At 73.9% G+C, this 13631-nt stretch carries 12 protein-coding genes; 5 read left to right on the top strand and 7 right to left on the bottom strand.

The window, feature by feature from the left end:
- Positions 1-120 precede the first annotated feature (120 nt).
- The 4 genes from MICAU_RS13315 (at position 121) to MICAU_RS31520 (ending at position 4642) form a co-directional block, all read left to right on the top strand.
- Entirely contained in the window at positions 121-1077 is a 957-nt protein-coding gene (locus MICAU_RS13315) for a hypothetical protein (protein WP_013285833.1), read from the top strand.
- 59 nt (positions 1078-1136) lie between these two features.
- The gene (locus MICAU_RS13310; protein ID WP_013285832.1) at positions 1137-1628 is read left to right on the top strand and encodes a hypothetical protein; all 492 of its coding nucleotides are present in this window, start codon (positions 1137-1139) and stop codon (positions 1626-1628) included.
- 121 nt (positions 1629-1749) lie between these two features.
- The gene (locus tag MICAU_RS13305) at positions 1750-2748 is read left to right on the top strand and encodes an ArsR/SmtB family transcription factor (protein WP_013285831.1); all 999 of its coding nucleotides are present in this window, start codon (positions 1750-1752) and stop codon (positions 2746-2748) included.
- 139 nt (positions 2749-2887) lie between these two features.
- Positions 2888-4642 (top strand): exo-alpha-sialidase, encoded by a 1755-nt coding sequence (locus tag MICAU_RS31520; RefSeq protein ID WP_013285830.1) that lies wholly within the window; start codon positions 2888-2890, stop codon positions 4640-4642.
- A 43-nt stretch (positions 4643-4685) separates the two neighbouring features.
- Here the strand turns inward: MICAU_RS31520 and MICAU_RS13295 are convergent, their stop codons facing one another.
- The 7 genes from MICAU_RS13295 to MICAU_RS13265 are packed head-to-tail and all read right to left on the bottom strand — an operon-like array spanning position 4686 to position 12428.
- The gene (locus MICAU_RS13295) at positions 4686-6278 is read right to left on the bottom strand and encodes an amidohydrolase (RefSeq protein ID WP_013285829.1); all 1593 of its coding nucleotides are present in this window, start codon (positions 6276-6278) and stop codon (positions 4686-4688) included.
- A gap of 32 nt (positions 6279-6310) precedes the next feature.
- Positions 6311-6709, bottom strand: coding sequence for a monovalent cation/H(+) antiporter subunit G (gene mnhG, locus MICAU_RS13290; RefSeq protein WP_013285828.1), 399 nt, complete (start codon positions 6707-6709; stop codon positions 6311-6313).
- Positions 6706-6969: a monovalent cation/H+ antiporter complex subunit F gene (locus MICAU_RS13285; protein WP_013285827.1), complete on the bottom strand. Its 264-nt coding sequence runs from the start codon at positions 6967-6969 to the stop codon at positions 6706-6708. The genes mnhG and MICAU_RS13285 overlap by 4 nt, the downstream gene beginning before the upstream one ends.
- A complete protein-coding gene (locus MICAU_RS13280) occupies positions 6966-7565 on the bottom strand; it encodes a Na+/H+ antiporter subunit E (RefSeq protein WP_013285826.1) in 600 nt (199 codons plus the stop codon). Before MICAU_RS13280 ends, MICAU_RS13285 begins: the two co-directional genes overlap by 4 nt.
- On the bottom strand, positions 7562-9133 hold the full coding sequence (locus MICAU_RS13275) for a Na+/H+ antiporter subunit D (protein WP_013285825.1): 1572 nt from the start codon (positions 9131-9133) through the stop codon (positions 7562-7564). Before MICAU_RS13275 ends, MICAU_RS13280 begins: the two co-directional genes overlap by 4 nt.
- Positions 9130-9597 (bottom strand): Na(+)/H(+) antiporter subunit C, encoded by a 468-nt coding sequence (locus MICAU_RS13270; protein WP_013285824.1) that lies wholly within the window; start codon positions 9595-9597, stop codon positions 9130-9132. Before MICAU_RS13270 ends, MICAU_RS13275 begins: the two co-directional genes overlap by 4 nt.
- On the bottom strand, positions 9594-12428 hold the full coding sequence (locus MICAU_RS13265) for a Na+/H+ antiporter subunit A (protein WP_013285823.1): 2835 nt from the start codon (positions 12426-12428) through the stop codon (positions 9594-9596). The genes MICAU_RS13270 and MICAU_RS13265 overlap by 4 nt, the downstream gene beginning before the upstream one ends.
- Positions 12429-12619: 191 nt before the next feature.
- On the opposite strand from MICAU_RS13265, the gene MICAU_RS13260 reads away from it, so the two are divergent.
- Positions 12620-13570: a hypothetical protein gene (locus MICAU_RS13260; protein ID WP_013285822.1), complete on the top strand. Its 951-nt coding sequence runs from the start codon at positions 12620-12622 to the stop codon at positions 13568-13570.
- Positions 13571-13631: the final 61 nt, after the last annotated feature.

Raw genomic sequence — 13631 nt, 5'->3', positions numbered from 1 at the left:
GCCGTACGCCGGGGCCTGTCGTTCGAGCCTGATCGAAGGTCTCTGTCCCGGGGCTCGCCCCGTGCCGAAGCTGTCTTCTGACGGGCGCATCGGGCGCCCCGGACGGCCGAGGTGCATGTCATGGCGGTGGTGTCGCGCCGAACGCGGTCATTGTGGTACGCCGTCGCGGTCCCCGCCGCTCTCGCGGCGGCGGTGGCCGGGGCGCTGGGCGCCCGCCCGGACATCGCGCCGCCGTCCGAGGGTCACGCCTCGGCCGGGCCGCCCGCGGCGAGCGCGGCCGCCGTGCCGGTCCCGCCCGTCTCCGGTACGCCCGCCGAGGTGCGGTACGCCGCCACGCAGGCGCTGATCCGCGACTGCATGCAGCGTCGCGGGTTCCGCTACTGGCCGGTGCCCCGGCAGCCGGTGCCGGAGCTGCGCGAGTTCCCGTACGTCCTCGACGACGTGTCCTACGCCCGCCGGCACGGATACGGCACCGCCCTGGAACGCCGCCTCCAGGAGACGATGGCGGCCGACCCGAACGTGCGGTACGTACGGGACCTGCCCCCGGAGCGCGGCGCCGCCGCCGTACGCGCGGTGAACGGCGACCCCGGCGAGCCCGACGCCCTGCGCGCGACGCTGCCGGCCGGCGGGGTGCTGCGCCGCAGCAGTCACAGCTGCACCTCCGAGGCGGAGCGACAGCTCTATCGCGACCTGCCCGGCTGGTACCGGTTCACCAGGATCACCGACAACCTGGCCGGGCTGCGCGTCGGCCGGGTGCTCGCCGACCCCCGCTACGCCGACGGTGTGACCGCGTGGCGGCGGTGCATGCGCGCCGCCGGGCACGACTCCGCCGACCCGGCATCGGCCCGCGCGTCGGCACCCGAGCCGACGTCCGGCTCCGTCACGCCCGGCGAGATCCGGCTCGCGGTGTCCGAGGCGACCTGCGCGACGCGGACCGGGCTCGGCCGGCTCGCCCGGCGGCTCGACGCCGAGCACCGCCGCGCCCTCGACCGGCAGTTCCACACCGAGGTCGCCGAACGGCTCCGCCTGGAGGCCGCCGCGCTGCCGCGGGCCCGCGCCGTGCTGGCCGCCGGCTGATCCACCCCAAGACTTCCGTGGCGGCCCGCCACGGCAGAACCCGACCGGAGGGAAGCACCATGAGAGCAGTACGGTCCGTGCTGGCCACAGTGGCCGCGGCGGCAGCCGCGCTGGCCTTCACCGCCACCGCCGCCCAGGCCGCGCCGCGGCCGACCCCGCACGCCGACGCGCAGCGTGCCGCCGCGGGCAGCGGCTACCTGTACGTCAGCCAGGACGCCAACTGGGCCGGCCGGTGGTGCTGGTGGTACAACGCCGACAACAACTGGGACACGATCAACACGGCGGAGAACGCCAACTGCGACAACAACAACCGGGCCAGCATGCGCAACCTGGCGTCCTCGGCGTGGAACGACTCGAACGGCGGCCGGCCGGTCGCCCTCTACATCCACCCCGACTACACCGGCGCGTACGCCTGCCTGGGCGCCGGCGATGCGTGGGACAACCTCACCGGCGTCTGGTTCAGCTGGGGCTCCAACCGGGACGGCTACATGGCGAACGCCAACGACAACATCGCCTCCCACCGGTGGCGCACGAGCTGCAGCGCGGGCTGAGCCGACACACGGCGGGGCGGCAGCCGTGCGGCTGCCGCCCCGCCCTATCCCTATTCAGTGACAGCTGTCAATGTCGCAGACGAGACTGAGTGCGGCGGCACACGTCGGAACACTGTGCGTCATGGGGACGCTGCGCATCCACTTCACGGCCGGGGACCTCAGCCGCACCCGGCTGGCGGCCCGGCCCGATCCACTGTGGGAGATCATCTGCAGCCTGCACCGCCTCCAGACCCGCGCCGGTTACGCGGGTTACGCCCGGTGGCACCGGCAGATCCGCCCGGACCTGGAGCGGGCCGGTCTCGTCCCGGTCGTCCGCGAACGGCTGCTGCCCGTCGCGCCGCTCAAGCGGTACTTCCCCGACTTCCTCACCCCCGGCCCGGTCACCGATCTCGACGAGGGGATCGACCGGGTGCTCGGCACCCCGGCCCGGCGGATCCGCACTGAACTGGGGCGGATGGTGACGCCCGTCGACAGCGCCTGGCTGGTCGACCTGGCCGCCGGCCGGCCCGCCGCGCGACACGGCCTCGGCGACGCGCTGCGCGCCTACTTCCGGGTCGCGCTCGCTCCGTACTGGACGCAGATCACCGCCGCCGTCTCCGGCGACCGGGCGCTGCGCGGGACCTGGGTCCTCGACAGCGGCGCCGGGCAGATCCTCGACGACCTGAGCCCGGAGACCTCCTGGGATCCGCCGGTGCTGTCCGTGCACGGCTACCCGGAGGACCGGGACATGCATCTCGACGGCCGGGGCATCACGCTGGTCCCGTCGTACTTCTGCTGGCACGCGCCGATCACACTGGCCGATCCCGAACTGCCGCCGACGCTCGTCTATCCGGCACGCCGGCAGCGACCGGAACCGACGCCGCCGGCGGGCTCGCAACGCCGGCTCGGGCCGCTGCTCGGCCACACCCGGGTGGCGGTCCTGCGCGCCGCCGCGAGCGGCGCCACCACCGGTGAGCTGGCCCGGCGCGCCCGCATCTCGCCGGCCACGACCAGCCATCACACCACCATCCTGCGCGAGGCCGGGCTGATCACCAGCCAGCGGCACGGCAACCTCATGCTGCACCGGCTCACCGCGATGGGCGAGGCGCTCCTGGGCGAGACGCCCGGGCAGGACGGCTGAAGGCTCGCGAACCGGACGGGGACGTCGACCGGAACCGATCCTTGACGGGCCGGGGTGAAGCCGCCTAGCGTGCAGACATCGGACATCTGATGTCGGATTGATGCCCGATTCCCCCTCCCCCGTCCCCGGAAGGAACCACGTGTCCCCTCGCCGCGCCATACCGCGCCGCGCAACCGTCCTCGCGGCGGCCGCCCTCACCCTGCTCTCCGTACTGCCCGCCACCGCCGCCCAGGCCGCCGCCCCCGCCGGTGTGACCGCCACCGTCGGCGCCGACTGCACCGCCGGCCGGCTGCTGCTCGACCTCGACAACCGCAGCGCCACGACGCAGACCTACACCGTCACCTGGCCGGGTCGCACCGGCTCGCCGTGGACCCGCACCGTCGCCGCCGGTGGCAGCGCCGAGCTGTACTGGACGCTGTCCCCCGGCACGCCGTACACGCTGCGCACCACGACCCCGACCGGTCTGGACGACACCACCAGCGGCATCTTCCACTGCGGCACCGGCATGTCCGCGCTGGCCGGCTTCGACTGCACGAACGGCCGCCTCCAGCTCGCCCTGGAGAACCGCACCACGACGGCCCGGGACTTCACAGTCACCTGGCCCGGACGCACCGGCTCGCCGTGGACCCGCACCGTCGCCGCCGGCGGCAACTACCTGCACTACTGGACCGTCGGCGCCGGCACCCCGTACACGCTGCGGATCACCGCGCCGGGCTTCGACACCACGCTGCGCGGCACCACCTCCTGCGACCTCGCCGCCGGTAACCCGCAGCTCGCCACCACCACGCTGCTGACCACGCAGACGGTGATCCGCGACCTCAACGGAGCCGGTGGCCGGTACGACGGCACCGTCGCCTCGGTCCGCATCCCCGGCCTGGCCGTCACCAACAACGGCACCGTCGTCGCCGTGGCCGACGCGCGCGTGAACGGCTCGTACGACCTCGGCGGCGGCACCAACAACATCCAGATCGTGATGATCCGCAGCACCGACGGCGGCCGTACCTTCGAGCAGCCTCGCGTCATCCACGCCCCGCCCACCACCAGCGAGGGCGTCGGCGACCCCAGCCTGCTCGTGGACCGCGCCACCGGCGTCGTCTACTGCTTCTTCACCTACTCCCCCCGGCCCGGCATCAGCTTCTGGTCCGGCGGCTCCGGCCTGAACACCGCCGACGACCCGAACAGCATGCACCTGCGTTACATCACCAGCCGGGACAACGGCGCCACCTGGAGCGCGCCGGTCGAGCTGAACCCCGCGGTCAAGGACCCCACCTGGCGGCAGGTGTTCTTCTCCTCCGGCCACGGCATCCAGACCAGCACCGGACGCCTGATCCAGCCGATCGCCTACCGGGACTCCGCCGGCACCAGCCACGCCGCGAACATCTACAGCGACGACCACGGCGTGACCTGGCGCCGCGGCGGATCCGCCGGCGGGAACATCAACGAGAGCAAGGCGATCGAGCGCGGCACCGGCGCGGTGGTGCAGAACATGCGGCACAACTCGACCCGCAGCCGGTTCTACGCCACCTCCGCCGACGGGGGCGCGACGTTCGGTACGGCGACGGCGAGCGCCCTGCTGCCCGACCCGCTGTGCAACGCCGACGAGATGTCCTACCTGCGCCCGGCCGAGGTCGGCGCGAACCGGGCGCCGGTACGCACCCGCACGGCGCTGTTCAGCAACAACGCGCACCCGACCGCGCGCAACGACCTCACCGTACGGCTGTCCACCGACGACGGCGCGACCTGGCCGGCGCGGGCGCTGGTCAAGCCCGGCGGCGCCGGCTACTCGACGATGGCGGTCCTGGCCGACGGCACGGTCGGCAACCTGTACGAGGTGGGCAACACCGGCGGCATCTACTTCGCCCGGTTCAGCCTCGACTGGGTGAAGGGCGCCTGACCGCCGTGTCCCGCCCGGACAGCGTCGTCCGGGCGGGACACGGTCAGCGCTGCCAGCGGACCACGCCACCGACCACCGTCAGTGCCACTGTCAGGTCCCGCAGCCGCGCCGGTTCGACCCGGTACGGGTCGGTGGGCAGCACGATGAAGTCGGCGAGCATGCCGGGGCGCAACCGGCCCTTCAGGTGCTCCTCGTAGGAGGCGTACGCGCCGGCCTCGGTGAAGCACCGCAGCGCCGTGTCCAGGTCGAGCCGCTCGTGCGGGTCGACGCCGCCGGGCGGGGTGCCGTCGGGCTGCTGGCGGGTCACCGCGGCGTGGATGCCGAAGAACGGGTCGGGGTCCTCCACCGGGGCGTCCGACCCGAACGCCACTGTGGCCCCGGCGTCGAGCAGGCTGCGCCAGGCGTACGAGGCCAGACCCCGGCCGGCGAGCATCCGGGTGGTGAGCGGGATGTCGCTGGTGCAGTGGGTGGGCTGCATCGAGGCGATCACGCCGTGGCGGGCGAGCAGCGGCACGTCGTCCGGCAGCAGGTGCTGGGTATGCTCGATCCGGTGCCGCAGCCGCGCCACCGGGCCCGGACCGGCCGACTCGCGCCAGCGCGCGTACGCCCGCAGCACCATCCGGTTCGCCGCGTCGCCGATGGCGTGCGCCGCCACCGCGATGCCGGCTCCGGCGGCGGTCGCCACCAGCCGCTCGAACTCCTCGGCCGGGGTGACGGCGATGCCGTGGTTGCCGGGCTCGCCGTCGTACGGCTCGGTCATCAGGCAGGTGTGCGAGCCGAGCGCGCCGTCGGTGAAGATCTTCACCGGGCCGGTGCTCAGCCAGCGGTCTCCGTCGCCGGTGGCCCAGCCGGCGTCGATCGCCTCGTCCAGGGCGGTGGCGGCGATCGTCTTGTGCACCCGCAGCGGCAGCTCGCCCCGGGCGTACAGCGTCTCGTAGGCGGCACGGGCGTCCTGCCCGTCGAGGTCGTGGATGCCGGTCAGGCCGGCGGCGAGCAGCCGGGGCAGGTGGGCACGCAGCTGCGCCACCAGGTCACCGGCGTGCGGGGAGCGCACCACCGCGTACGCCGCGTCGGCCGCCGCCTCGCGCAGGATGCCGGTCGGCTCGCCGTGCTCGTCCCGCGCGATCTGCCCGCCGGGCGGGTCGGGGGTGGTGGCGTCGATGCCGAGGCGGGCCAGGGCGGCGCTGTTCACCCAGATGGTGTGGCCGTCGATGCTCGGCAGCGCCGCCGGCCGGTCCGGGCAGACCCGGTCCAGGTCGGTGCGGGCCGGCTGCACCGGCCGGGTCCATCTGTTGCTGTCCCACCCGCCGCCGAGCAGCCAGGCGTCCGGCGGCAGCGCGGCGGCGTGTCCCGCGATCCGGGTCAGCGCCTCGTCGAGGCTCGCCGTGCCGCGCAGGTCCACCTGGTTCAGCCCGCGCACGTAGGACGCCGCGTGGATGTGGCTGTCGATCAGCCCGGGCAGCACGGCCATCCCGCCGAGGTCGACGTGGCGCGCGCCGCCGCCGGCCCGGTCCCGGCACTCGGCGAGGTCACCGACGGCGACGATCCGCTCGCCGCGGACCAGCATCGCCTCGGCGTACGGGCGGTCCGGGTCGAGGGTGTGGATGCGGGCGTTCTCGTAGACCGTGCCGCTCATGGGCTCCCCTGCCTCGGCGCTCGTACGGAGTGTCAGGACGTGCGGACCGGCGCCGTCTCCTCCGGCTCACCGGCCCGGTCCGCGCGGATCCGGTCGATGTGGTCGGCCAGCTCGTCGGTGATCAGCAGGTCCCGCCGGATGTCGTCGTGCGGGTACGCGGTCCGCCCGACCATGTGCGCCGCGACCGGGGCGGTGGCGAGCTGGAACAGGCCGACGAGGACCAGCGTGGTGATGTCCACCCCGGTACGCAGCCGCAGCGCGCAGCCGAGCAGCACCAGCAGCAGCCCGAGCACCTGCGGCTTCGCCGCCGCGTGCATCCGCGACAGCACGTCCGGGAAGCGGATCAGCGCGATGCCCGCGGCGAGGCAGAGCAGCGCGCCGGCGATCAGGCAGACGCTGGCGACGATGTCCAGGATCGCGTCGGCGGTCACTTCGGGCTTCTCCGGGACGCGAACCGGGCGACGCTCACCGAGCCGACGAAACCGACGAGGGCGAGGACGACGAGGACCGGCAGCGCTGTGGCGTCCCGGCTGTAGGCCGCCTCGGTGGCGATGGCCGCGACCGCGACGGCGAGCAGCACGTCGGTGGCGACGGCCCGGTCGAGGATGGACGGCCCGCGGATGATGCGGACGAGGGTGAGTCCACCGGCCGCGACGAGCAGCGCGGTGACGATCACGGCGACGACGGTCACGTCGGTGCTCCTTCCAGTTCGACCGAACCGGCGGGTTCGGCCTCGTCGTGGCGGATCCGGTCGCGCTCCTCGGCCGAGCCGACGGCGGCGACGATGCGCGCCTCCAGCTCCAGCACGCTGCGCCGGAACCGTTCCACCTCGTCGGGGCTCCGGATGCCGATGACGTGCACGTAGAGCGTCCCGGTACTCCGGTCGGCCTCCAGGATGAGACTGCCCGGCACCAGCGACAGCGCCTCGGCGTTGAGGGTCAGGTTGAGGTCGGTGTTCACCCGCAGGCGCACCGCGATGATCGCCGAGTGCGGGTGCCCGGGCCGGACGGCCAGCCAGGCCACCTGGGCGGACGCGACCACCAGGTCGTACAGGAAGCGGACCAGGAACCGCAGCAGCGGCACCGGCCGGATCCGGCCGGCGAACGTGACAGGGGGCAGCGGGAAGACGACGAGCAGCACGGCGGCGACCACGAGTCCGCTGATCACGTTGGCCCAGCTGAAGGTGCCCCACAGCAGCACCCAGACGGTGACGAGGCCGGTCACCGCTACGGCCCGGTTGCGCCAGCGGTCACGGCGGGTCAGTGGCGCTTTCGGCTGACTGGTCACGGCGGTCCCTCCGGGAACACGGCCTCGACGTACGGGGCACGGCGCAACAGGTCGTCGGCGGCGTCGGTGCTGATGTCGAACAGCGGTCCGGCCACCACCGTCAGCGCCAGGCCGAGCACCACGAGAGCGGCGGTGGACGCCGTCATCAGCCGGGGCAGCACCGCCCCGGCCGGCGCCGGGCCGTCGTGCGGCTGCTCGGCGCCGTCGGTGCGGGCCGCCTGGTCGGCGTCACCGGGCTCCGGCATGTCCGCGTGCGGGGCCCGCCAGAAGGCGAGGTTCCACACCCGGGCGATGGCGTAGAGCGTGAGCAGGCTGGTGAGCAGTCCCCCGGCGACGAGCGACCAGGCCAGGAACCCGCCGTCGTCGACGCCGGCCTGCACCAGGCCGAGCTTGCCGAGGAACCCGGAGAACGGTGGTATGCCGGCCAGGTTCAGCGCGGGCACGAAGAACAGCACCGCCAGCAGTGGTGACAGCCGGGCCAGGCCGCCGAGGCGGTCCAGCGCGGTGCTGCCACCGCGTCGTTCGACCAGGCCGGCGGCGAGGAACAGAGTGGTCTGGATGGTGATGTGGTGGACCACGTAGAAGATCGCCGCGGACAGGCCGAGCGGGGTGGTCAGCCCGACCCCGAACAGCATGTACCCGATGTGGCTGACGAGCGTGAACGACAACAGCCGTTTGATGTCCGACTGCGCCACCGCGCCGAGGATGCCCACCACCATGGTCAGCGCCGCTATCACCATGAGCAGGTCGGCGGTGCGGCCGCCGGGGAACAGCAGCGTCTCGGTGCGGATGATCGCGTACACGCCGACCTTGGTGAGCAGGCCGGCGAAGACCGCCGTGACCGGGGCGGGCGCGGTCGGGTAGCTGTCCGGCAGCCACGCGGACAGCGGGAACACCGCCGCCTTGATGCCGAAGGCGAGCAGCAGCATGCCCTGGAGCACCAGGCGGATGTCGTCGGGCAGCGCGTCCAGGCGGTCGGCGAGCTGCGCCAGGTTCAGCGTGCCGGTGGCGGAGTAGACCAGGCCGATCGCCACCAGGAAGATCAGCGACGAGAGCAGGCTGACCACGACGTACGTGGTGCCGGCCCGGATCCGCGTCTCGGTGCTGCCCAGCGTCAGCAGCACGTAGCTCGCCACGAGCAGGATCTCGAAGCCGACGTAGAGGTTGAACAGGTCGCCGGAGAGGAAGGCGTTGCAGACGCCCGCGGTCAGCACCAGATAGGTCGGGTGGTAGACCGACAGCGGCGTCTCCTCGTTGCCGTCGGCCATGCCCTGCCCGATGGAGTAGACGAGCACGCACAGGGTGACCGAGGCGGACACGACGAGCATCAGCGCGGCGAGCTGGTCGGCGACGAGCACGATGCCCATCGGCGCCACCCAGCCGCCCACCTCCACCACGAGCGGGCCGTCCAGCGACGAGCGGACCAGGAGCATCGCGGCCACCGCGACGGTGGCGGTGAGCACGATGATGCTGACCCACCGCTGGGCGCGGGCCCGGCGGGCGAGCAGCAGGGTGAGGGCGGCGCCGAGCAGCGGCATCACCACCGGCAGCGGTACGAGCCAGGTCATCGGACGGCCTCCGCCTCACCGGCGGCGAGCACCCGCGCCTCGGGGCTGCCGTCGGCGGTGTCGACGCCGTCGGTGTCCGAGGTGCCCGGGCCCTCGTCCCGGTCGGCCAGCTCCATGATCCGGCGGTCCTCGACGTCGTCCTGCACCTCGTCGTGCCCGTTGAGGTGCCAGCTCCGGTAGGCCAGCGCGAGCAGGAACGCGGTCATGCCGAGCGTGATCACGATCGCGGTCAGCACCATCGCCTGCGGCAGCGGGTCGGACATGTCCTCCTCGGCGGTGGTGCCGACGATCGGCGGGCCGCCGGCCCGGCCGCCGGTGAGCAGCAGCAGGTTGGCGCCGTTGCCGAGCAGGATGACCCCCATCAGGACGCGGGTGAGGCTGCGTTCCAGCAGCAGGGTGACGCCGGTGGCGAACAGGACGCCGATGACCACGACGTAGACCAGGTTGGGGATGTTCGGGCTCACACCAGCTCCTCTTCCCGTACGCCGGCCGGTTCGGTCTCCTGTTCGTCGACCTCCTCCTGGCGGTCCATCTCGGCGCCCAGGCTGCGCAGGATGTCCAGGACGAGGCCGACCACGATGAGGTAGACGCCCACGTCGAAGAAGACCGACGTCACGAAGTGCACGTGGCCGAGCAGCGGCAGGTGGAAATCGAGCGTCGCGCTCTGCAGGAACTCGCCGCCCAGCAGCATCGCGGCCACGCCGGTGCCGACCGCCACGAACAGGCCCGCGCCGAGCACCAGGCCGGCGTCGACCGGCGCGGCGCCGTTGAGTTCGGTACGCCCACCGGCCAGGTATCGCACGGCGAGCCCCAGCCCGGCGACCAGCCCGGCGGCGAACCCGCCACCGGGGGCGTTGTGGCCGGAGAAGAGCAGGTAGATCGAGAACAGCAGGATGGCGTGGAACAGCAGGCGGGTGACCACCTGGAGGATCACCGACTGCTGCCGGGAGGTCGCGCCGGTGGTGAGCCAGCGCGGGCGCGACGACTGCTGCCGGCCCGCGCCGGGGATGCCGCTGCGCAGGTCCAGCGCGCGGGAGCGGCGGAAGATCAGGCTGGCCACGCCGGTGGCGGCCACCACCAGCACGGCGATCTCGCCCATCGTGTCCCAGGCGCGGATGTCGACGAGCGTCACGTTGACGACGTTCTTGCCGCCGCCGTAGGAGACGGCCTCCTCCGGGAAGCCGACCGAGATCGGCGTGGCGGTCCGGCTGCCCGCCGCCACGTACGCCATCCCGGCGGTGACCACGCCGACGGCGACGCCGAGCGCGACCCGGAACCGCCGGGTGGCGCGGATCGGGCGGGCCGAGAACCGGCGCGGCAGGCGGCGCAGCACCAGCACGAACATCACGATCGTGACGGTCTCCACCAGGAACTGGGTGAGCGCGAGGTCGGGCGCGCCGTGCAGGATGAACATCAGCGCCGTGCCGTAGCCGGTCACGCCGACCAGGATCATCGCGGTCAGCCGGCGGCGGGCCCGCGCGGCCACCACCGCCGCGACCACGATGACCGCGCCGGCGACGGCCTGCAACGGGGTGTCCCAGAGCTGGAACCGGCGGGCCCACGGCGCGCCGGCGAGCACCGCGCCGCCGGGCAGCACGACCAGGACCAGCAGGATGACGCCGAGGTAGAAGGGCAGCGAGCCGCGCTGGGTGGCGCCGGTCAGCTCCACCGCGGCGCGGTCGACCGCGCCGGCCAGCCGGTCGTAGCCGGTGGCGCCGTCGAACGGCAGCCGCGGCAGGTAGGGCCGGCGCCGGTGCAGCAGCAGGAACAGCCCGAGACCGGCGGTCACCGCCAGCGCCGACAGACCGAGCGCCGGGGTCAGCCCGTGCCAGAGGGCCAGGTGGTAGCCGGGGTCGGCGGTCGGGAACTGATCGGCGTACGGGGCCAGCACCCGGTCCACCGCGGGGGCGAGGACGCCGACGGCGAGGCCGGCGAGGGCGAGCACCGCCGCCGGGCCGATGAACGCCGGCTCGATCCGGTGCGGCCGGGTCTCCGCGACGCCGGGCTTGGCGGCGAACGCGCCCCAGAGGAACCGCGCGGTGTACGCGACGGTCAGCGCCGAGCCGGTCACCACTCCGGCGAGCACGACCAGTTCGGTGGTGCCGCCGTGCAGGAACGCCTCGAGCGCGGCCTCCTTGGCCACGAAGCCGATCAGCGGCGGCAGGCCCGCCATCGAGGCGGCCGCGAGTCCGGCGACCGCCGCGAGCACCGGGGCGCGCCGGCCCAGGCCGCTGAGTTCGCGCAGGTCGCGGGTGCCGGTGACGTGGTCGACGACGCCGACGACGAGGAACAGTGTGGCTTTGAACAGGGCGTGCGCCAGCAGCATCGCGGCGCCGGCCAGTGCGGTGTCGCGGGTGCCCGCGCCGAGGATCACCATGAGCAGGCCGAGCTGGCTCACAGTGCCGTACGCCAGCAGCAGCTTCAGGTCGACCTGCCGCAGCGCCGTCCAGCCGCCGAGGAACAGGGTGATCAGGCCGCCGGCCAGCAGGACGCCGCGCCACACGGTGGTCTGGCCCACCGCCGGGCCCATGAGCGCGGCCAGGAAGACGCCCGCTTTGACCATGGCGGCGGCGTGCAGGTACGCGCTGACCGGGGTGGGCGCGGCCATCGCGCGCGGCAGCCAGAAGCTGAACGGGAAAATCGCCGACTTGCTGGTCACGCCGAGCAGGACGAGCACCAGCGCGACGGTGAGGTAGCCGCCCTCGGGCAGGTTCCCGGCGATCTCCGACCACCGGTACGAGCCGGCGTGCTGGCCGAGCATCACGAACCCGGCGAGCATCGCCAGGCCACCCAGTGTGGTCACCAGCAGCGCCTGCATCGCCGCGCGGCGGCTGGCCCGCTTGGTCGGGTCGCTGCCGATCAGCAGGTACGAGAAGACGGTGGTGAGTTCCCAGAACACGTACAGCAGCAGCAGGTCGTCGGAGACGACCAGGCCGAGCATCGCGCCGGCGAACGCGACGAACACCGCGGCGAACCGGCCGAGGCCGGGGTCGTCGGAGCGGAAGTAGCGCGCGCTGTAGGCCAGCACGAGGGCGCCGACCCCACCGACGAGCAGCACCAGCAGCCAGGACAGCGTGCCCATGCGCAGCGCGAGTTCCAGGCCGAGCTGCGGCACCCAGGTGACGGTCTCGACGACGGGCCGGCCCGCACGGACCGGTTCGGTGCGGGTCACCGCCCAGATCAGGGCCGCCGCCGGGACGGCCGCCAGCAGGTAGAGCGCCCGCCGACCGAGGAGGCGTACCAGCACGGGGGCGGTCACGGCTGCGAACGCATGGACCGCCACCAGAACCAGCACACACACTCCTCAAGATCGACCTGCGGTACGTCAACCCTAACCGGCGATCCGGCGAGGCGGTATGTCGAGAGAATCACGCGAACGTGTCGTGTCGGCTCCGCTCTGTTTCGGGTAAGGAGTGAGGTTCACTCCGCCCGGTACACCGGTCGGCGTCCGGCGGGCGCCCCGATAGGGTGGTCGGCGTGCTGCCGATGCGAGCCGCCCTGGCGGGCACCACCGGGAACGCGATGCTGATGGGCCTCGCCGAGGTCAGCACGCCGGTCGGCTGGGTGCTGCTGCCCGGCCTGCTCGGCGTCTCGGCCCGGCCCCGGGTGGCGGCGCTGGTGTCGGCGTGGGCGGGCGTGCTGGTCGCGCTGTCAGTCGTCGTACCGGTGATCCCCGGCCACCGCAGCGACCCGCAGGCGCTGCTCGCCTCGGCGGCCGGCCTGGCCGCGGTGCCGGTCCTGGCGTGGGCCCGCCGCCGGACGCGTACCGCGACCGTGGCGCGCGCCGCCGCGCCGCCGGACGTCGCCGTGTTCACCGTGCCGGCCGGGGCCGGGAGCGCCGCGCTGGCGATCTGCGGCACGGCCGGCGAGATCGGCGCCGCCGTCCCGGTCCGCGGCGGTGGACTGCGTGTCCTGCTCGGCACGGTCAGCGGCGCCGCGCTGGACACCCCCGCCGGACGCCGGGCGATCGAGCAGGCGTTCCGCCGGGCCGCCGCCGGACCGCGGCGCACAGTGCCGCACCTGGTCGACGCGCTCGACCGGGTGGTACGCGATCTCGCCCCGGCGGGTCACCTGCGTGCCACGATCGTGGACGTGGACCGCGCCGGGGCGGTCCGGGCGGTGCGGTGCGGATCGCCGGATCTCGTGGTCGCAGCCGGGAACCGCGCCGAACCCGCCGGGGTACCGGACGGGCCGCCGATCGGGTCGACGGAACCGGCCGGACGCGCCACGCCCGGCCCGGTCACCGGCCGCCGGATCGCCGTCGTCGGCACCGGCTTCACCGACGCGCACGGAGAGCGCTGGTTGCGCGTACTCGATCAGGTGGCCGCAGGCGACGACCCGGCGCGGACGGCGCAGCTGCTGACCCGCGGCCCTCGCGGCGGGCGGCGGACCGGCCCGGCGGTGGTGATCGACCCGGAACCACAGTCGCGGGGATGACCGGCGGACCGGCCGGACCCGCCGCCTAGGCTGGTGCGGTGGGCCGGCGTCCGGTGCCGGC

Source organism: Micromonospora aurantiaca ATCC 27029 (assembly GCF_000145235.1).
GTDB lineage: Bacteria > Actinomycetota > Actinomycetes > Mycobacteriales > Micromonosporaceae > Micromonospora > Micromonospora aurantiaca.
This window is presented reverse-complemented; position numbering and strand designations above follow the sequence as displayed.